The following is a 20,395-nucleotide window of genomic DNA, read 5'->3' as shown; positions in this document are numbered from 1 at the left end:
GGCCCGGGCGACCGCCGAGGGGAACGAGGACGCCGTCGCGGCGGCCCGAGCCGCCCTGGCGGACGCCCAGGGAGCGGCCGCAGCCGCCCAGGCCGAGGCAGCGGCCGCCCAGGAGGAAGCGGCGGCGGCGCAGGCCGAAGCCGCCGCCGCGCAGGCCGAAGCGGAGCAGGCGCGGACCGCCGCCGAGCAGGCGGCCGCCGAGGCCGAGTCCGCAGCGGCCGCGCCGCCTCCCCCGGCGCCCGAGCCGCCACCACCGCCACCTCCCGAACCTGCCGAGAAGAACCTCACGATGGCGCTCTCGGGACTGGTGACGAACGTGGATCCGGCGGTCCTCCAGGGACGGCCCAGTCTCGTGACGGCACAGGGCGTCGTGAGCACGCTGGTGCGCTACACGCACGAGCCTTCACCCGGGCTGAGTTTGCACAGCCCGAACGACGTGATGGGAGAACTGGCCGAGTCGTTCGAGGTCCACGAGGACGGAAGCGTCACCTTCACGCTGCGCGAGGCGATGAGCCCGTACGGCAACACCGTGACGTCCGCCGACGTGGCGTGGTCGTTCGACCGCATGATCGCCCTCGACGGCATCGCGCGCTTCCTGATGTTCTTGTCGAGCATCGACCGGGAAGCGCCCATCACCGTGATCGACGATCGGACGTTCACGCTCAACGTCACGGGCCGCAACATCCTCACGGTGCCCGTGCTGACCTACTACGCGCTCGGCATTCTCGACAGCGTCGAGGCGCAGGCCAACGCCACCGACGACGACCCGTGGGCCGCCGAATGGCTGGCCTCCAACTCGGCCACCTTCGGCCCCTACCGGGTCGAGAGCCTCGCGCCGGGCGAGGAACTGCGGCTCGTCAAGAACCCCAACTACTGGAACGCCGACGAGGTGGACATCGACCGGATCATCATGCGATCCATCCCCGACTCCGGCAACCGCCTGCTGCTGATCGGCAGCGGCAGCGTGGACTTCGTGGCCGACCTGACGTTCGATCTCTTCGGCAGCGTGGCCGGCACCGGGGAGTACGCGCTGGCCTACGAGGACGCCCGGGACACCAACCTGGACGAGTTGTCGCTGAACAACCGCTTCCCGCCCTTCGACGATCCGCGGGTGCGGGCGGCTGTCTCGCTGGCCATCGACCGGGAGGCGCTCATTGCCGGCGCATACGGCGGATTCGGCACGCCGGGGCGCTACCCGCTCTCGACGGCCATCCCCCAGCCCGAGCCGCCGGCCGACGTGGCGGCGGGTTACGACGCCGATCGCGCCAGGGAGTTGCTGGCCGAGGCCGGCTACTCGGACGGATTCTCCTTCACCCTGACCATCAACCCGACACGGCCCGGTCCCCACGCCGAGGCCGTCGCCGTCATCCTCGCGTCGCAACTGCGCGAGGTGGGCCTCGACGCCACGATCGAGACGATCGCCTCGCCCGCCGACTTCAACGCGGCAGTAAGCGGCGGCGAGATGGAGGCGTGGCTGTACTCGGTGCGCCCGATTCTCAGCGAGCCCGCCTACACGATCCCGCTGCTGTTCACATCCAACGGTTTCGCAGCCGACGGGCTGGGATACGAGGGCTTCACGAACGATCGTGTCGATGAGTTGTCGAGCCAGATACTCGCCGAGCTTCCCGGAGCGGCCCGCGACGAGTTCATCGCTGAGGTACAGAGAATCCTGGCCACGGAGTTCCCGTTCGTGCCGCTGGTGGAGACGGTGATTCCCTGGGTGTTCCGCGACGACCTCGAAGGAGCGCGGCCCAACCCGACCGGCTTCCTCTACCCGCAAGATCTGGCAATCCCCTAGGAGGCTTCACCATGATCTCTTCACGGCTCTTCGGTGCATCGCTGGCGCTGGGCGCGCTGCTGCTCTTGGCGGCGGCGTGCGCGAGCGACGACGACAGCCCGATCCTCGACGGCGCCAACGCCGACGTCTCGAGCGCGAACGCCGAGGCGTCTGCGGCGCGGGCCGAGGCCACCGCGGCCGGGGCCGAGGCCTCGGCGGCGGCCGCCGCCGCCAACGCCGCTGCCGCGGCCGCCGAGGCGGCAGCAGCGCTCGCCGAGGAGGCGATAGCGGCGGCCGGGCTGGCCCAGGCCACCGCCGCAGGCAATCAGGACGCCGTGGCGGCCGCGGAGGCTGCGCTGGCGGAGGCGCAGGAGGCCGCAGCGGCCGCCCAGGCCGAGGCGGCCGCTGCCCAAGCCGAGGCGGCCGCAGCCCAGGCGGAAGCCGCATCCGCCCAAGCCGAGGCGGAAGAGGCGCGGGCGGTCGCCGAGCGGGCGGCAGCGGAGGCGGAAGCCGCAGCCGCACAGCCTCCACCCCCGCCACCCGAGCCGCCACCGCCGCCGCCGGAGCCGGCCGACGAACCCGAGGTCTTCGTCATGGCCGTGGCGGCGGTGGCCTCCAACGCCGACCCGGCCGTGACGGAGGGCAAGCCCAGCACCGAACTCAATCCGATGTTCGCGGGGACTCTCCTGCAATACGTGAAGCCGGACCCGGGTGCCACCACTTGGCCGAGCCCGGCGGACGTCGAGCCGTACGTGGCGGAATCCGTCACCCCGATCTCCGACGGCTACCGCTTCGTGCTGCGCGACGACGCCGTGAGCCCGTACGGCAACACCATCACCTCCGAGGACGTGCGCTGGTCGTTCGATCGCATCATCGCCAATGACGGCGTCGGCCGCTTCCTCCTGAGCTGGGGCGGCGGCATCAACCTCGAGGAGCCGATCAGGGTCATCGACGACCGCACCTTCGACCTGGTGGTGCTCGACACGAACAACCCGTACTCCCTGGCCGTTCTCACCTACCACCACATGGGTCCGCTCGACAGCGTCGAGGTGCTCTCGCACGCCACTGACGACGACCCGTGGGGCGCCGGGTGGCTGTCCACCAACTCGGCGAGCTTCGGCTCGTACATGCTCGAGTCGATCACGCCGGGCGAGGAGTTGCGCCTCGTGCCGAACCCCAACTGGTGGGGCACCGCACCCGACATCGATCTGATCGTCGTGCGGGCCATCCCCGAAGCAGCGGGCCGGCTGCAACTCCTGCAGGCCGGCGAGGTGGACTTCGCCGACAAGCTGACGCTGGCACAGTTCGCCGGCCTCGGCGGCGACCTGCAGGCCATCGCCGCGAAGGGCAACACCACGGTGCCGCTGGTGCTGAACTCGAGCTTCGAGCCGTTCGCCGACGTGCGGGTGCGTCAAGCGATCTCCTCGGCGATCGACCGGGAGGCCCTGGTGCAGGGTCCGATGCAGGGCTCGGCCAAGGCGGCGCTCTACCAGGTGCTGAGCGAGGTTCCCCAGCCGCCCCCACCGGGCGATCCGGCGACCTACGACCCGGAGCGGGCGCGGGCGCTGCTCGCCGAGGCCGGCTACGGCGACGGTCTGGCGTTCACGATGACGATCAACCCGGTCCGTCCCGGGCCGTTCTCCGAGGACATCGCGGTCCTCATGAAGGCCCAGCTGGCGGAGGTCGGAGTCGACATGAGCATCGAGGTCATGGCGTCCTCCGCCGACTTCCAGACGAAGCTGCAGGAGGGTGCGCTGCAGGCCTGGCTCTCCTCGCAGACGCCGGGGATCAGCGACCCGCAGTTCGCCTGGCTGCTGGTGCACCACTCGGCCAAGGCGTTCGAGAACGCCCACGGCTACAACAACCCCCGCATCGACGAACTCATCGACCTGATGGCGTTCACCCAGTACGGACCCGACCGCGACGCCATGGTGCTCGAGGCGCACCAGATCCTCATCGACGAGGTGCCCTGGGTGCCGCTCATCGAACTCGTGAACCCGATCTCGCTCGGGCCCGACGTCGAGTCGTTCCGCATGGACATCTTCCGCCGGATCATCCCGGAGGAACTCGCCAAGAACTGATCCGACCGTCGCCGGACGGAACGACCGCGGGCGGCCCAGCGAGAGCCGCCCGCGGTGCCCCGGTCAATCCACGAGACTGCCGGCCGATGCTGCTGATCCTCTCGCGCGTCGTTCCGGCGCAGACCGGAATCCATGGCCCAGCAGATCCGACCGGGTCCGCCATTAGAGACTCGACACATTCCCAGCGGTGAGCGGCACGTGAGATACCGAACGGGAGCGATAGCGAAGCGCCTGCTCTTCATCCCCGTCGCGGTGTTCATCGTCATCACGCTGGCGTTCGGGCTGGTCAACCTGACGCCGGGCGATCCGGCGCTGGTGATCGCCGGTGACCTCGCCGCGGAGGAGCAGGTCGCCGAGATCCGCGCCGAGTTGGGCACCGACAAGCCGCTCCCGGAGCGCTACGCCGCCTACATCCGGGAATTGTTCACCGAGCGGAGCCTGGGGACGTCGTTCTTCACCAAGCTGCCCATCTGGGACGAGATCACCCAGCGCTTCCCGGACACACTCGAACTGGTGGTCCTCGGACTGCTCGGTGCGGTGCTCTACGGCAGCCTGCTGGGCACGCTCAGCGCCTATTTCCGCCGCCGCTGGCCCGACACCCTCTCGAGAACCAGCGTCACGATCACCCAGTCGATCCCCGACTTCTTCATGGGCCTGCTGCTGATCTACGTGATCTTCTACATCATCGGCTGGGCTCCGGCACCGGTGGGACGCATCGGCCTGCTGGACCGCCCGCCGGAACGGGTCACGGGCGCGGTGATCCTCGACACCCTCATCGCCCGCGACTGGGGGCTGCTGAAGACGGCCCTCCACCACGCCATGCTGCCGGTGGTGACGCTGGCGCTGTTCTACTCGTCGCACTTCGCCAAGACCACCAGAGCGGTGCTGTCGCGGGCGCTGAACTCCGACCAGGTGGAGTTCGCCCGGGCATGCGGGCTGTCGGAGCTGCGGGTGGTGGGTTACGCCTTCCGCGAGGCCCGCACCCCCGTCGTCACCTACATCGGCATCCTGTTCGCCGCGCTGTTCGGCGGCGCCGCCATCGTCGAGACGGTGTTCGCCTGGGGCGGCCTCGGCCAGTGGGCCATCGACGCGATGCTGAAGCTGGACGTGCCCGCAATCCAGGGTTTCATCCTGGTGGTGGGCCTGCTGACCCTGCTCGTCTACCTGCTCCTGGACCTGATCGTCGTGGCGCTGGATCCGAGGGTGTCCTATGAGTAGCGAGGCGAGTCGGGCGGGCCGCCTCATCGCCCATCGTGGGCGCCCCCCGGAGTGGGCCGGGTGCTCGCCGGCACGGCCACTGAGAGGACCGGTGTCCGATGAGTAGGGCGCTCCTCGCCCTGCGCCGGGCCTCGTCGAGGGTCGCGGGCACATCGGGGAGCGACAGCGCCCCCCGCCGCGCCCTGCGCGCCGCCGGGCGCGGCGCACACTCGCACAAGGGACTCACGATCGGGTTCGTGGTGATCCTGCTGATCCTCCTCGCCGGGTTCTTCGCGCCCCTCCCCCACGACCCGATCCAGCCGAACCCCGAGAGCACGCTGCAGTCCCCCGACGGCGAGTTCTGGTTCGGGACCGACCGCTTCGGCTTCGACGTGTTCTCACGGGTGTTCGCCTCGGCACGCCTGGACCTGCCGATCGCCCTCGCCGGCACGCTGCTGTCGATCGCCGTGGGCATCCCGGTGGGTCTGGTTGCCTCCAACAAGTCCCGCTGGTCGGAGCGGATCATGCGCGGCCTGGACATGTTCCAGTCGTTCCCCCTGCTGGTGCTGGCGTTCGCCATCGTGGCGCTCACCGGCAACACCCTGCGCAACATCATCTTCGCCATCGCCCTGGTGAACGTGCCGCGCTTCATCCGCCTGGTGCGCAGCGAGGCGCTGGTGCTGCGGGAGAGCCGCTTCATCGAGGCGGCGACGGCCATCGGCGCCAGCCGCAGCCGGGTGATGCTGCGCCACGTGATGCCCAACACGATGGGCATCGTGCTGGCCCAGGCGTCGCTGGCCGCCGCCCACGCCATCATCGTGATCGCCGGGTTGAGCTTCCTGGGCATCGGCATCACGCCTCCCGACGCCTCCTGGGGCGTCATGATCAGGGTGGGGTCGCAGAACATCGCCACCGGCCAGTGGTGGGTGTCGTTCTTCCCCGGCGCGATGGTGTTCACAACGATCGTCGCCTTCAACATGGTGGCCGACGGCGTGACCCGCCTCATCGGGCGGGCCGAGGAATGAGCGCCGCGCCCTCCCTGTCCCGGCAGGGCCCCGTGCCAGCAGCGCGGGGCGGGACTTGCCCGCCGCCGGAGGCGTCGCCCCGGGCGCCGGCTCAGGCTGCTCCCCGCCGGCCGGAAGGGACGGCGCCGGGGCGGTCCGTGCAGGCCGAGCCGGGCGCCGCTCCCCCGCTGCTGGAGGTGAGCGACCTCCACGTCCAGTTCCGAAGCCGGCGCCGCACGGTGCACGCCGTCAACGGCGTGTCGTTCGCCGTCGGCGAGGGCGAGACGGTGGGTCTCGTGGGCGAGACGGGCTGCGGCAAGTCCGCCACCGTGCGGGCGGTCATCGGCTTGTTGAAGTCGCCGGGGCGCGTCACCGGGGGGTCGGTCCGCCTCGAGGGGACCGACCTCGTCGGACTCCCGCCAGGGCAACTCCGCCGGATCAGGGGGGCGCGCATCGGGTTCGTCCCGCAGAACCCGTTCGGGGCGCTCAACCCTGTGCTGCGGATCGAGCGCCAGTTCGCCAACGTCGTCCGGGCGCATCGCCGCGGCCGGCGCGGCGAGATCCGCAGCACGGCGCTCGACATGCTGGATGCCGTCGGCATCGCCGATCCCGAACGCGTCCTGCGGGGCTACGCCCACGAGCTGAGCGGGGGCATGGCGCAGCGGGTCGTGATCGCCCTGGCCATGGTCCTGAACCCCCGGCTTGTCGTGGCCGACGAGCCGACGACCGGTCTCGACCTGACCATCCAGCGCCAGATCCTGGACCTGATCCGCGACTTGGCCGAGACCGAGGGGCGCTCGATGCTGCTCGTCACCCACGACGTCGGCGTCGTGGCGCAGTACTGCAGCCGCGTCCTGGTCATGTACGCCGGGCAAGTCGTCGAATCGGGTCCGGTGCGGCGGGTGTTGACCGAGCCCGCCCACCCCTACACCGAGGCGCTGCTGGCCGCGGTGCCCCGGCGCGGCGAACGCCTGGTGGGTGCCCAGGGCACGGTGCCGACGCTGCTGGAGTTGCCGCCGGGCTGCTTCTACTACGACCGCTGCCAGTACCGCTCCGACCCGCGCTGCGCCACCGAGGCACCCGGCCTCCGGGAGGTCGGACCGGAACACTGGGCGGCGGTCCACTACGACAAGGGCACCGGGATCCGCCTGCCCGCGGCGCCCACGAGCGTCGCCGCGCCGTCCCCGACCTCCGAGACGCCGACATGATGCTGCGGGCCACCTCCCCCGACACTCCGGCGGAGGCCGGAATCCATGTGCGTCGAGGTATCGGGTCGGACCTGCCGGCGAGTCCAGCGCGGTCCGGCCGTGCCACGGTGAGTGCGTGATGGCCCTCGTCACGCTCAGCGAGGTCCGCAAGACGTTCCGGCGAGGCCGCAGCGAGGTGCACGCCGTCAACGGCGTGGACCTGCACATCGAAGCGGGCGAGACGCTGGCGCTCATCGGCGAGAGCGGCTCGGGAAAGTCCACCGTGGGCCGCCTGGCGCTGGGCCTCATCCAGCCCGACGAAGGCCACGTCACCGTGGACGGAATGCAGTTGGACGGACTGGACCGCAAGACGCTGCAGGCCGCCCGGCGGAACATGACCATCGTGTTCCAGGAGCCCTTCCAGTCCCTCGACCCGCTGATGAGCGTCGGGCGGATCATCGAGGAGCCGCTGGTCATCCACGAGCCCTCCCTGACTCCCACCGAGCGCCGCGAGCGCGTCACCGACACCATGCGGCGTGTGATCCTGGACCCGGGCCTCTACGAGCGCCGGCCCCGCGAACTCAGCGGCGGCCAGCAGCAACGCGTCGGCGTGGCGCGGGCCATCGTCACGGGCCCCAAGTTCGTGGTCCTCGACGAGCCCACGTCGTCCCTCGACCTGTCGGTGCAGGCCGGCATCCTGGAGTTGCTGGCGAACCTGCAGCGGGATCTGGGCCTGGCCTACCTGTTCATCTCCCACGACATCGGCACGGTCGACTACTTCTCCGACCGTGTGGCCGTCATGTACCTCGGCCAGGTGGTGGAGACCGGCCCGAAGGCCGCCGTACTGGACACCCCGCGCCACCCCTACACCGAAGCCCTCCTGTCGGCGGCGCTGCCGGCGGACCCCACCGAGCAGCCGCCACACATCGCGCTGACCGGCGACATCCCCAGCCCCACCCAGCTACCGGAGGGCTGCTTCTTCTACAGCCGCTGCAACTACCGCGGCGACCCCCGCTGCGCCTCGGAGAACCCGCCCCTACGTGAGGTCGGCCCCGGCCACTGGGCCGCCACCTTCTGCAACGTCGGCAGCACCGCGGAGCCAGCCTGAGACCATGCCGACGATTCACGCCTGAAATCGCCGACGAATCACACGTCAGGCTTCCGACGATTCCGACATTAGTTGTCCGACGATTCCTACATTAGGGAGCCGATATCCAGCGCGCCGACGCCGTCGCGCCCGTGCTGAACGCTGTGGCGGCGCTCACCGGCCAAGAACTGAACATCGGCAGCCTCGCACGCGGAGTCGGCCTCGACACCCTCTGGACCCCTCAACGCATTCCCGGCTCTGGAGTCCAGCTGGGCAGTCTCCTATGACAGGGCAGGGTCGTCGCGGGCGGCGTTTGCGGCGCGGCGTCTGAGTGCGTTGTCGCGGAAGCGGACGCGGCCCTTGGATGCCGGGCTCAGCGCCCCCGCCGCGGCGAGGCGCCTCCGGTAGGTGCGGGCGTACTGGAGTGAGCGCCCCAGTCTGGCTGCGACGTCGGCGAGCGCCGAATCGTCGGGGTCAGCGAGCATCGCCACCAGGAATCGCTTGTCCATGGTTGAGAGGCGGTTCCAGACCGGTCCTGCGATCTGGTCCACCATGGTCTGCTCTGCTTCCAGGATCCCGGCTCGGACATTGGTGAGACTGATCGGCGCCTCGGCTGCCTCCTGTCCGCGCCACGCGTGGAAGCCGACGAGCTGGATCATGTAGGGGTAGCCGAGCGTGGCGTCCACCGCCTCCGCGAGGGCGTCTTGGTCGATGGCTCTGCCGTTGCGAGTGATCGGCTCGTGCAGCGCGCGGCGGGTCTCTGCGGGTGTGAGCGGGCCGAGCGGCGCCCGGGCGCATCGTTGCAGGAACGTCATGTTGGGGTCCGCAAGGTGCGTGTGCTCGATCAGCGGAAGCGCGGCGGCTGCGAACGCCAGCGGCCTGAGCCGCCGGCGGGTGACTATCTGCACCGCGGCGGCGACGTTGCGGACCTCGTCGCGGGACACGTCGTGCATCTCGTCGACTGTGAGCAGCAGCCCTTTGCCGCGCTCCGTGAGCATGTCGCCCAACCGCTCCAGCAGCGTAAGCAGGCTGGGCTCGCCTCCCGAGTCGCCGCTGTCGGTCTCCCATCCCACGCCGACGCCGAGGGCGCTGACCGACGCCAGCCGAGCGCGTCGTCGCCCCCCGGACAGGCTCCGAATACAGCGTTCGGCTTCGCCGGTGATCCTGCTCGACAGCGACTCCGACGACGCGGCTGCCGTAATGGTCAGCCAGCCCCGCTCGGCGGCGACCGCCTCCAGCGCGTTCAGCACCGCTGTCTTGCCCGTGCCGCGGTCGCCGGTCACGAGCAACGTGTAGTCGGGATGCGTCGGACCGGTCGCGACCGCTTCGACGAACCGCTCGATCACCCCGTCGCGGCCCGCCAGCAGCGGAGGAGTCGTCCCGAACGAAGGCGAGAACGGGTTCTTCACAGACAGCCCGGCCACGGCAAACATGCTACCGGCTCATCGCTTCGCTCCAGTTCGTCTATTCGTTCCTCTTCGTTTCTGCGCTTCTTTTCGTTTCTCCGCGCTTATTCGCACGCGGGTCACGCTGGCCGGCGGCGGGCGATGATTCGGTCTTGTTCTTGGAGGTCGACAGCGATGTTGGAGGTGGGGATGGGGGCTCGGTGCCAGAAGATCTGCGTGACGGAGCGCTGTCGGCTCGGCGGACGCGGCCCACGTAGTCCGGGCTGGTGCCGAGGCGCGCCGCGATGGCGGCGTGGGTGGCCTCGGGGTTGGCGCGGCAGGTGGCGATGATGCGTTCCTTGACGGTGGTGGTCGTCTCCGGGGGGCCGAAGCCGCCCACCGCTGCGCCGCGCTCGACGCGCTGCCGGTGAAGCCAGCCGCGCATCGTCGTATGCGTGAACCGCACACGTCCCCGCGCGGGCCGGTCGATCACCCCGGCCCCGCGGAGACGCTCGATGTAGACGCTGAGATAGTTCGACGTCCTGCCGGTGGCCCGCGCGAGGTCGCTGAGCTTGATCTCCGGGGTGTCGAAGGCGCTCATCGCCTCGAGAACCGCGAGGGCCCTTGAGCAGCATGGAGTAGTCCGGATGGTCAGGGCCGGCGGACATGGCGGCACGGCAGCGACGCATGGCCTCGTCCCGACCCGCCAGGGTGTGCGGCGGACGACCGAAAGTCGGGTGGAACGGGTTCGGATGCCGCACGATCGCCACTGCCGACTCCCCGATCTTGTCTCGTCTCGCCCGGTCTCAGCGTCTCGCCCGGTCTCGTCGTTCAGGCGACAGCCCAAACTGATCATTTTGCAAAAGATGCAAAAGAGGCAGTACTGCCATTTCGCAAAGGAAGCAAACGGCCGGGGCTCTCCTCGTCGGCGTCACTCCCCGCCAACATTCGACCGGCTCGGCGGTGCCGCTTAGCCTGACCATTCGCGTCTGAGATCGCCGACGAATCACGCGTCAACTATCCGACGATTCATACATTAGCAGCCCGACAATTCCTACATTAGCCTTGGGAGGGATGTCCACGTCCCTGCTGCCCCGGCATGCTTCGATCTCACTGGACGCCGTGCTCGGAGCCTCCCGTGTCACGCTGATCCACGGTCCCCGCCAGGCAGGCAAGACGACCCTGGCGCGTCTCACCTCCGAGCGGATCGGCGGCACGTTCGTCACCCTCGACGACCCGGCACTGCTCAACGCGGCCCGCAACGACCCTGTCGGTTTCGTCGCTCAACCCCTTCCGCTCGTGATCGACGAGATTCAGCGAGCAGGCGACCCGCTCGTCAGGGCCATCAAGATGGCGGTCGACCTCGATCCGGTACCGGGGCGGTTCCTCATCACCGGTTCGACGAACTTCCTGACCGTGCCCACCCTGTCGGAGTCACTCGCCGGGCGAGTCGGCATCCTCGAGTTGTGGCCCTTCTCGCAGGGCGAACTCGCCCGGGGCGGCCCCGAGACCTTCACCCGCCTGGCTTTCGAGAATCCCGACGCTCTCCGAGCCGGACCGCCGGGCGCGCACACCCGCGACCGGTACCTGGAACTGATCTGCGCCGGGGGCTATCCCACCACCAGGGAACTCTCCCCCGCCCAGCGCCGCCGCTGGCATCGCGACTACGTCGACACCGTCGCCCGGCGGGACATCGTGGAGTTGGCCGACATCCGGCGCGCCGACGCCATCGCGCCCGCGCTGAGCGCTGTGGCGGCACTCACCGGCCAAGAACTGAACATCGCCCGCCTCGCCCGCGGAGTCGGTCTCGACGCTCGGACCGTGGCCACCTACCTCGCCTGGCTCGAAACCGTCTTCCTCGTACACCACGTCCCCCGGTGGTCACGCAACCTGTCCAACAAGGCAGCCAGAGCCGCCAAGCTCTACCTCAGCGACAGCGGCCTCGCGGCGACGCTCGCCAACAAGGACCCCGCCGCCCTGGCGCGCCCCACCGACACGTCCGTCGGGCAACTCGTCGAAACGTTCGCCGCCAACGAGATCGCCAAGCAACTCACCTGGGACGAAAGCGGCGCACGACTCCACCACTTCCGCGACCGTAACGGGCCTGAGATCGATCTCATTCTCGAACGGCCCGACGGGCGCATCGTCGCCATCGAGGTGAAGGCGGCCATCTCACCGGGACCCGACGCCTTCCGGTGGCTCGCCTGGCTGCGAGACCGACTCGACCGCATCGGTGCCGACTTCGTCCACGGCTTCGTGCTGCACACGGGGCCCCACCGCCTCAGCCTCGGCGACCGCCTCACCCTCCTCCCCCTCGACGCCCTCTGGACCCCGGCGGGCGCGCTGGGCGGAGACCAATGACCGGCAGCTGGCCCCGGGAGAACCGAGCGCTCGCCACCGAGGTCGAGGCACTGGAATCCGACGGCGAAGACCGCCAGGAGATGCGCACCGTCACCGAGATGATGGAGGAACGGAGTCGCCGGGGTGACCCCCGATACAGCCGACGCGGTGACCCCCGCTGTGCGACGGAGAACCCGCGTCCTGGTCACGCCGGCCAGCGGCGGGCGATGATTCGGTCTTGTTCTTGGGGGTCGGTGACGGCGATGGTGGATGTGGGGGTTCGGTGCCAGAGGATCCGCTGTTCGCCCGTGCGTTCGTGGACGGGGTGGTTGGCGGGGCCGATGCTGATGCGGGCCAGTTGGTCGCCGTTGATGGTGTGGAATTGCCAGGTGACGAGCGCGAGGGCGGAGTCGCCGAGGCGGCTGCGGATGAGGTTCTGGAGGTGCTGGCCCCAGAGGTCTTGGTCCCCCTTCTGGCCGCGCTCAGAGAAGGTGGCGTAGTCGTCTTCAAGGCCACAGACGGTGCCGTCGTCGGCGACGCCGACGAGGAGGGTGCCGCCGAATTCGGAGTTGGCGAAGCCGGCGACAGTCTTGATGGCCGCGTCCTCAGGAGCGCCACCCTTGCTCTGACGGTTGATGTCCCAGCGCAGCGTGGACTTGTACTCGAGGAACTGCGACTCGCGGTCGGTGCCGAGGAGGTCGCCGATGGGGCAGGTCCGCTGGCGGGCGACGATGGCTCGTTGCTGCACGCTCGCGGCGAAGATGGCGACGATCTCGGCCTGCAGGTCGGCGCTGTCGAGGTAGTCGTAGACGAGCTGCCTGTTGCGGTCGCCGCGTGACAGCAGCGCTTTCTGGTAGCGCTCGGGGAAGACGTGGTCCCGGAACGTGGCCTCGTCGTTGTTGAGGGCCTGGTTCTGGATCTCGGCGTCGTCGACAAGGTCGCCGGCGGCGGCCTCGAACACGAGGCGGTCCTCGTCGGTCCAGTCGGTGCCGAAGCGCTCGTTTATGCGGGCGATGATCTGCGACAGGGGTTCCTGTTCGGGATCGGTCTGCGGCCCGGTGCCGGAGTAGATGGTGCTGACCTCGCCCTCGCCGGCGGGCAGCCCGACGGAGCCCTCGAAGGTCAGTTCGTGGCGCAGGTGGGTGAGTTCCACCTCCGAGCCCAGGTCGATGCCCTGGCCGGGCGGGCGGCCCCGGATCAGCGCGGCCAGCGCCCGGCAGTACAGGTAGTCGCGTTCGAGGTCGGCGTTGCGGAACGGCACCACCAGCGAAAGGAAGCTGTAGACGCGCACGAACCGCGCCAGCGCGTCCCGGAACACCTCCTGGTCGTCCTCGTCGAGTCCGTCGAAGCGGTCGACGGCGGGTTGCAGCGCAGCGTGGACCTGCGCGTGGTTGCCGTCGCCGAGCACCAGCGCGGCGGTCCGCGCCGTCTCGCCGGTGTCGAGCACGCCGAAGGCATCGAGGCCGCGGCGGGTGTCGAACAGCAGGTTCGGGTCGGTGGGCGGCGCCACGGTCTTGCCGTGGTACACGGCGAACGCCTCGCCGATGGCGTCGGCGTCGTTGACGAAGTCCAGCACGAAGGTGCCGGACTTGTCGGGGTGGGTGCGGTTGAGCCTCGACAGGGTCTGCACCGCAGCGAGGCCGGTGAGGGTCTTGTCGACGTACATGGCCGCCAGCTTCGGCTGGTCGAAGCCGGTCTGGAACTTCTCGGCCACCACCATGATCTGCCAGTCGCCGGTGTCGAAGCGTTCGGCGGTCTGCGACTCACCGAAGCCGTTGGCCTTCGTCTCGGTCAGGCCCTCCACCTCCCCCGAGAACGCCACCAACACCCCCAGCCCGTAGCCCAAGTCGGCGGCGTAGCGGCGCAGCGCCTCCCACATCCGCACAGCGTGAGGCCGCGACGAGCACACCACCATCGCCTTGGCCTGCCCGCCGATCTGACCCGCGATCTTCGTGCGGAAGTGCTCCACGATGATCTCGGCCTTCTGCGCCAGGTTCTCGGGGTGGAAGGCCACGTACTTGGCCAGCGCGCTGCGGGCCTTGGCGGTGTCGTAGGCCGGGTCCTCCAGGATCGTCTTCTCCAGGTGGACGTATTGGTTGTAGGTCACGTAGCGGGCCAGCACGTCCTCGATGAACCCTTCCTCGATGGCCTGGCGCATGGGATACAGGTGGAACGGCTCGTGCCTGCCGCTGGCGCCGACTTCGCCGAACAGTTCCAGGGTGCGGCCCTTGGGCGTGGCGGTGAACGCGAAGAACGACAGGTTGGGCTGGTGGCCCCGCGCCGCCACCGCCGCGGCCAGCAGCGTCTCCGCGTCGGTCGTCTCGGCGTCGGGGTCGATGTCCGGCTCGGCGGTGCCCAGCACCCGGCGCAACTCGGTGGCCGCCTCGCCGGTCTGCGACGAGTGCGCTTCGTCCACGATCACCGCGTAGCTGCGGTCAGGCAACGACTCGATCTTGTCGAAGATGAACGGGAACTTCTGCAGCGTCGTCACGATGATGCGGGCCTGCTCCCCGGCCAGCGCCGCGGCGAGCTGCGCGGAGTCCTCGTCGATGCGCTGCACCACGCCGACGGCGTGCTCGAACTGGCCGATGGTGTCCTGCAGTTGCCTGTCGAGAATCACACGGTCGGTGATCACCACCACCTTGTCGAACACCTTCACGTCGTCGTCGGTGTGCAGCGACGACAGCCGGTGCGCCAACCAAGCGATCGAGTTCGACTTGCCCGACCCTGCCGAGTGCTGCACCAGACAACTCCGGCCCGTCCCCCGCTGCTTGGCGTCGGCCTCCAACCGCCGTACCGCGTCCCACTGGTGGAACCGCGGGAAGATCACCTCCGGGCGAGCCTTGGACCCCTTCGACGGCTTCTCCACATGGATGAACCGGCCCAGGATGTCCATCCACGCATCCCGAGACCACACCTGCTCCCACAGATAGGCAGTGGCATGCCCACCGGGGTTCGGCGGGTTCCCCGCGCCGAGATTGTGGCCCCGATTGAACGGCAGGAACCGAGTCTGCCTGCCGGCGAGACGCGTGGTCATCGCCACCAAGAACGGATCGACCGCGAAGTGCACCATCCCCAGCCGGCCCAGCGTCCTATTCGTGTCTGGACGGTCGGTTCGGTACTGGGCAATGGCGTTCTCGACGGTCTGGCCCGTCAGCGGATTCTTCAACTCAGCCGTCGCCACCGGAATCCCGTTCACGAACAGCCCCAGATCAACAGTCCGCGCACTCGACGGATCGAACGGCAACTGCCGGGTCACCGACAGCACGTTCGCCTCGTAGCGCTGCGCCAACTCCGGCGTCAGCCCATGGGCGGGCTTGAAGAACGCCAACCGGATCTTGAAGTTGCGATCCACCACGCCGCGACGCAGCACGTCCACCGTCCCCCGCCGATCCAACTCCGACGCGAGCCGCTGTACGAATCCCGCCTGCGCCCCGTCCGGGTCACCCCCGTACGCCGAATCCACAAGCCGACCCCACTCGCGCCCCTGCGTGGCCCCGATGAACTCGAACAGATCAGCAGTATCGACGCCCGCCTCAGCATCGAAGTCCCGCGGCCCAACCCCCACGTTGCCGACCTTCACCCGACGATAGCCGCCATGTGAGACGAGCCAGAACGCGACGTGCTCCTCGAACGCCACCTCACTAGTTGAATTCATCCCGGATCACTCGCGCTCGGCGGTTCGCCAGCTATCGCATCTGTGATTAGTACATGCCGGTATTCGCGCGAGAGTTCGATTTGTGTCTGCAATTCATCGATAGAGGCATCGATTCGAGTCGTCTGCGCATCGAGGTGATCCGCAATCTCGCGCTGTACTGTCAGTGATGGGATCTCAATCTCTACGTCCGCAATTGCATCAATTCGAAGCCCGAACCGCGTAATCCCAGTTGCACTAGACGACAGCTGTCGAGCTACATCGGCAGAACACATCGACCAATAGAGGTATCTGCCATCGATAAGATCCGGGTTCGGACGGATAATAGCTAGGTGATACCCACACACGAGATTGTCCGATGATCTCTCAACATATGCGGCGACTCCGATATCATCAGGTGTCTCCGAATCCTTTGTAATGATAACGTCACCAGGTATGAGGCGAAATGACTTCAATTGGCTCTTGCTGGCGGTCGCGTTCATCAAGTCTAACTCCGGAACTAGCCGGTCGCCATAGTAGACCTCCGTATAGTTCATTAGGCGGACAGGCAGCTCGCCTTCAACAGTCTTCTTGTCAACATTGCTAACGCGAATATCTGCAACATTCTTTAGGCGTACTGCTCTCGTCTTGTTTTTCGTTTGCTGCAGCGTCTCGGAACCTAACGATGCGTGTCGTTGTCGCAAGCGCTCGACCAGCGCAACCATCTCTGCGTCGATTTCAACTAGGGAGCGAAGTACAATCTGATTGTAGAAATATTTGGTGAGGGGGATTCCATAGCCGATCTTTGTCTTGGTGGATTCGTACCATCCATCCGTAACGTAGGGTATGACTTCGCAGGCCATGTAGTCGTCGACAGCCGTGTGGTATTCGACCGTGTCAAGTCGGGCGGTCGGATCAGCTTCGAAGGTCACGCTGACTTTGGGCAGCGGGACGTTCTCGTAGTCTCGCAGATCAAGGTCGGGTTGAGGATCGCCAGCGCGGTCCATGAGAATCGGAGCTTCGGGATCTCGGATGGCGAGACTGCCCATGACAGCTTTGACGCGCGCCGCGGTCTTGTCTATACCTGCTGATAGCAGCACTTCTTCGGCGAGTTCTCGGGCAGCCTTTTCGCTGGTGCGGGCCGCGCCGTGGCAGGCTCGGAATTTCTTGAGTAGGGCCTCCCGCTGTTCCGCGCCGATCCTTGCGAGCTTCCCGTTGTCCTTGACGGCGGCGAGCGTGTCGTCAGTGATCTCCCAGCGGAGGCGTAGAGGGCGTTCGACGGTGATACGCAGGAACCCGAATGACTCGTTGGGTAAGATCTTGACCTGCGCGCTCTCCTCGAAGGCTCCGTAAAGGTGGGTGATCTCGTCGATCTGCGCGTCGGAGATCTCCTTCCGCTTCTCGCCGAGGCTCTTGCGCATCTTGGTGAAGCTTTCGCGAGCGTCGATGAGTTGAACCTTGCCCCGGCGCTTGGAAGCCTTGCGATTGGTGATGATCCAGAAGTAGGTGGAGATGCCGGTGTTGTAGAAGAGTTGATCTGGCAGAGCGACGACGGCTTCGAGCCAGTCGTTCTCGATGATCCAGCGTCGGATCTCCGACTCGCCGGATCCGGCCCCGCCAGTGAATAGCGGGGAGCCGTTGAACACGATCGCCAGCCGGGCGCCGCCTTCTTCGGGCCGCTTCATCTTCGAGATCATGTGCTGCAGGAACAGGAAGCTGCCGTCGTTGATGCGGGGCAGACCGGCACCGAAGCGGCCCGCGAAGCCCTGGAGAGCATGCTCGTCCCGAACCATGTCGGCCACCATCTTCCACTCCACCCCGAACGGCGGGTTGGCCAGCAGGTAGTCGAACCGTTCGCCCTGGTGCTGGTCATCGTCGAAGCAGTTGCCGAAGCGAATGTTGGCGGCCTCCTGACCCTTGATCAGCATGTCGGCGCGGCAGGTGGCGTAGGTCTCGTCGTTCAACTCTTGGCCGAACACCTTCAGACTGGCCTGCGGGTTGAGCCAGCGGAGGTGGTCTTCGGCGACCGAGAGCATCCCGCCGGTGCCGCACGCCGGGTCGAGCAGGGTCTTCACGACGCCGGGCCTGGTCAGCAGTTCGTCGTCGTCGACGAACAGCAGGTTCACCATCAGCCGGATCACCTCGCGCGGCGTGAAGTGCTCGCCCGCAGTCTCGTTCGACAGTTCGGAGAACTTGCGGATCAACTCCTCGTACAGGTACCCCATCTCCAGATTCGACACCGTCTCGGGACTCAGATCGATGTCGGCGAACTTAGACACCACCAGATACAGCAGGTTGCGGTCGTCAAGCCGGTCGATCTGCACGTCAAACTTGAACTTGTCGACGATGTCCCGAGCCGACTCCGAGAACCCCGCGATGTAATTGCGCAGGTTCCCCGCGACGTTGTCCGGATCACCCAGCAGCGTCGCAAACGTGTGCCGCGACGTGTTGAAGAACGACTGCCCCGCCGCCTGCTTCAGCAGCGGATCCCGGTTCTGCAGCGAGACCGGCAGTTCCTCGACCAACTCCAGCACGTCGGCCTTCGTCGGCTCCAAGACGCAGTCCAACCGACGCAGCACCGTCAACGGCAGGATCACCCGCCCGTACTCCGACTGCTTGTACACACCCCGAAGCAAGTCCGCCACAGACCAGATGAACCCAGCGTGATTATTGATTACATCTCCACCCACGCTGATCACCCCGATGACTTCTGATCTAACGCGGAGATCTCGGCAATAATGACAGGATCGCACTGCCGAGACGGCACCCGGAAGCAACGCAACGTCTCGTCCTGGCGAGTTGCGTCCTCACAAGCCCTAGAAACTAGCGAACGCCGTCGGGCCGAGCCGAGAGCGACTGGCGACGGCACTCGATCGAGGGGTCTTCCCGGTGCATGCGACTCCCCGGCAGGCCGCGCACCCGACGGAACACTGCCCCGGCTCCGGCTACGCTGCCTCTGTCGCAGTGATCGACAGTCGCACCAGAGCACCCGCCTCGTCACGGATGTCGCGGCAGCGCACCCGCGACACTGAGCCCGAGTTGGTGCTTCGACGCGCACTCCATCGCCGCGGCATGCGCTATCGAGTGGGATACCCGGTTCCAGGTAACCCCCAGAGGTCAATCGACATCGCGTTCGTCGGGATCCGGCTCGCTGTCTTCGTGGATGGCTGCTTCTGGCACGGCTGCCCGACACATGCGACATGGCCGATGACCAACTCGCAGTGGTGGCGGGACAAGATCGAGATGAACCGTACACGCGACGCGGACACCGATCGCCTCCTCCGAGAGCACGGCTGGGAGTCCCTGCGCCTGTGGGAGCACGAGATTGCAACCGCTGCCGACCGCGTGCAGGTGGCGCACACTCGGCGCCGACTGGAACTCCAGCGGTGAGCACCATCGTTGGCCTCTCGGCACCGCTGGGCACGGGGTTCCAGCCGCTCGGGTCCATGCAGCGCGTGATGTCACACCCATCTGGTGAAGTAGCTTGGCAGGCCGTGATGACAAGGGGCGAACTTCCGTGCTGAGCACCACCGAGGCACCCGAAATGAGCGTCGATATCGCCCTCGCGGACTTCTTCTCCGGCTGTGGAGGCACGACGCGTGGATTCGCCGACGCGGGCATCTCCCCGATGCTGGCAGTCGACTGGGATCGCGACGCGGTGACGACCTTCCGGATGAACTTCCCGGCCACACCTGTCATCGAGCAAGACATCCGTGAAGTACGCGTCGCCGACGTGGGCGAGTTGCTGCAGCCGGCATCGGAATCGGTCATGCTCTTCGCGGGGTGCGCCCCGTGCCAGCCGTTCGCCGGACACCGGCAGCAGCCGTTGGCCGAAGACAGCCGATCGTTCCTGCTGATCGAGTTCCTCCGGTTCGTGACGGCCCTCAACCCCGAGTTGATCTTCGTGGAGAACGTGCCCGGAATGCAGCGGGTATCAGCTTCGGAGGGTCCGTTCGCCGACTTCGTGGAGGAGTTGGGCAGGACGCACCACGTGAGCTACGGCACCGTCTGCAGTGCCGACTACGGCGTGCCCCAGACGAGACGCCGGCTCGTGCTCGTGGCCAGCCGCCTCGGACCGATCGATCTGCCGGGTCCCTCTCACGGCCCGGCAGCCGGATGCTCGCACTCGACGGTGAGGGAGTGGATCGGTTCGCTTCCTCCGATCACGGCCGGGCAGAGGGAGTCCGACATCAGCAGCCATCGATCCATGAGGCTCTCGAAGTTGAACCTCGAGCGGATCCGGGCGACGCCGGAGGGCGGCGACCGCCGGGACTGGCCAGCACGACTCTGGTCCGACTGCCATCGAGACGGCTTCAAAGGTCACACCGACGTATACGGCCGACTCAACTGGGACAAGCCGGCACCGGCGCTGACCACGAGGTGCATCAGCTACAGCAACGGGCGCTTCGGCCACCCATCCCAGGATCGGGCACTCAGCGCTCGGGAGGCAGCGCGACTACAGACCTTCCCCACCTCATTCGAGTTCGCCGGAAGCCTGACCTCCCAGGCCAGGCAGATCGGCAATGCGGTACCGGTCGTCCTCGCGCGGCACTTCGGGCGGCACCTAGTGGAGCACGTCGCACAGGCCCGACGTGTGGCCGAGGACGACTCCAGGGACGAGGACTCTCCCGGCGCTTCCGTCTCGGGGCCGCTGATGCACGCCGCAGCATGACTCGCTTCCGTGCCCGAGCGCGGGCGGTTGA

13 protein-coding genes and 1 pseudogene are annotated in these 20,395 nt (G+C 67.7%); 9 read left to right on the top strand and 5 right to left on the bottom strand.

From position 1 onward, the window contains the following. The 6 genes from OXG55_06525 to OXG55_06500 form a co-directional block, all read left to right on the top strand. A partial coding sequence (locus OXG55_06525; GenBank protein ID MCY4102900.1) for an ABC transporter substrate-binding protein occupies positions 1–1,798 on the top strand: 1,798 nt, incomplete at its 5' end. Positions 1,799–1,809: 11 nt separating this feature from the next. Then, entirely contained in the window at positions 1,810–3,858 is a 2,049-nt protein-coding gene (locus OXG55_06520) for an ABC transporter substrate-binding protein (GenBank protein MCY4102899.1), read from the top strand. Positions 3,859–4,056: 198 nt separating this feature from the next. Further along, a complete protein-coding gene (locus OXG55_06515; protein MCY4102898.1) occupies positions 4,057–5,076 on the top strand; it encodes an ABC transporter permease in 1,020 nt (339 codons plus the stop codon). A 98-nt stretch (positions 5,077–5,174) separates the two neighbouring features. Further along, positions 5,175–6,080, top strand: a complete 906-nt coding sequence (locus OXG55_06510; protein MCY4102897.1) for an ABC transporter permease — start codon at positions 5,175–5,177, stop codon at positions 6,078–6,080. A gap of 137 nt (positions 6,081–6,217) precedes the next feature. Continuing rightward, positions 6,218–7,267, top strand: coding sequence for an ABC transporter ATP-binding protein (locus OXG55_06505; protein ID MCY4102896.1), 1,050 nt, complete (start codon positions 6,218–6,220; stop codon positions 7,265–7,267). A 118-nt stretch (positions 7,268–7,385) separates the two neighbouring features. Further along, complete coding sequence (locus OXG55_06500) at positions 7,386–8,354, top strand: ATP-binding cassette domain-containing protein (protein MCY4102895.1); 969 nt, start codon at positions 7,386–7,388, stop codon at positions 8,352–8,354. 260 nt (positions 8,355–8,614) lie between these two features. On the opposite strand, the gene OXG55_06495 is transcribed toward OXG55_06500, so the two are convergent. Further along, a complete protein-coding gene (locus OXG55_06495; GenBank protein MCY4102894.1) occupies positions 8,615–9,757 on the bottom strand; it encodes an ATP-binding protein in 1,143 nt (380 codons plus the stop codon). Between the two features lie 40 nt (positions 9,758–9,797). Further along, positions 9,798–10,319, bottom strand: coding sequence for a hypothetical protein (locus tag OXG55_06490; GenBank protein MCY4102893.1), 522 nt, complete (start codon positions 10,317–10,319; stop codon positions 9,798–9,800). Between the two features lie 473 nt (positions 10,320–10,792). Here OXG55_06490 and OXG55_06485 point away from each other — a divergent pair, with 473 nt between their 5' ends. Next, positions 10,793–12,079 carry an ATP-binding protein gene (locus tag OXG55_06485; GenBank protein ID MCY4102892.1) on the top strand — a complete coding sequence of 429 codons (1,287 nt, stop codon included), beginning with the start codon at positions 10,793–10,795 and terminating at the stop codon, positions 12,077–12,079. A gap of 184 nt (positions 12,080–12,263) precedes the next feature. Here the strand turns inward: OXG55_06485 and OXG55_06480 are convergent, their stop codons facing one another. The 3 genes and pseudogenes from OXG55_06480 to OXG55_06470 all read right to left on the bottom strand — a co-directional run bounded on the left by OXG55_06480 (position 12,264) and on the right by OXG55_06470 (position 18,382). Continuing rightward, entirely contained in the window at positions 12,264–15,716 is a 3,453-nt protein-coding gene (locus OXG55_06480; protein MCY4102891.1) for a DEAD/DEAH box helicase family protein, read from the bottom strand. Then, a complete protein-coding gene (locus OXG55_06475) occupies positions 15,713–16,195 on the bottom strand; it encodes a restriction endonuclease subunit S (GenBank protein ID MCY4102890.1) in 483 nt (160 codons plus the stop codon). Before OXG55_06475 ends, OXG55_06480 begins: the two co-directional genes overlap by 4 nt. Before the next feature lie 210 nt (positions 16,196–16,405). Further along, positions 16,406–18,382, bottom strand: a pseudogene (locus tag OXG55_06470) (class I SAM-dependent DNA methyltransferase). A gap of 274 nt (positions 18,383–18,656) precedes the next feature. On the opposite strand from OXG55_06470, the gene OXG55_06465 reads away from it, so the two are divergent. After that, positions 18,657–19,082 carry a very short patch repair endonuclease gene (locus OXG55_06465; protein ID MCY4102889.1) on the top strand — a complete coding sequence of 142 codons (426 nt, stop codon included), beginning with the start codon at positions 18,657–18,659 and terminating at the stop codon, positions 19,080–19,082. 154 nt (positions 19,083–19,236) lie between these two features. Then, positions 19,237–20,364, top strand: coding sequence for a DNA cytosine methyltransferase (locus OXG55_06460; protein ID MCY4102888.1), 1,128 nt, complete (start codon positions 19,237–19,239; stop codon positions 20,362–20,364). Positions 20,365–20,395: the final 31 nt, after the last annotated feature.

The organism is bacterium, assembly GCA_026708055.1.
GTDB lineage: Bacteria > Actinomycetota > Acidimicrobiia > Acidimicrobiales > CATQHL01 > VXNF01.
The sequence above is the reverse complement of the archived record's forward strand: the minus strand, read 5'-3'. Positions and strand labels throughout refer to the sequence as shown.

Coding starts and splice junctions, on each gene's coding strand:
- OXG55_06475 (MCY4102890.1), bottom strand. CDS start 16,195: ATGAACGCGACCGCCAGCAAGAGCCAATTGAAGTCATTTCGCCTCATA.
- OXG55_06460 (MCY4102888.1), top strand. CDS start 19,237: ATGAGCGTCGATATCGCCCTCGCGGACTTCTTCTCCGGCTGTGGAGGC.
- OXG55_06500 (MCY4102895.1), top strand. CDS start 7,386: ATGGCCCTCGTCACGCTCAGCGAGGTCCGCAAGACGTTCCGGCGAGGC.
- OXG55_06520 (MCY4102899.1), top strand. CDS start 1,810: ATGATCTCTTCACGGCTCTTCGGTGCATCGCTGGCGCTGGGCGCGCTG.
- OXG55_06510 (MCY4102897.1), top strand. CDS start 5,175: ATGAGTAGGGCGCTCCTCGCCCTGCGCCGGGCCTCGTCGAGGGTCGCG.
- OXG55_06480 (MCY4102891.1), bottom strand. CDS start 15,716: ATGAATTCAACTAGTGAGGTGGCGTTCGAGGAGCACGTCGCGTTCTGG.
- OXG55_06485 (MCY4102892.1), top strand. CDS start 10,793: ATGTCCACGTCCCTGCTGCCCCGGCATGCTTCGATCTCACTGGACGCC.
- OXG55_06490 (MCY4102893.1), bottom strand. CDS start 10,319: ATGAGCGCCTTCGACACCCCGGAGATCAAGCTCAGCGACCTCGCGCGG.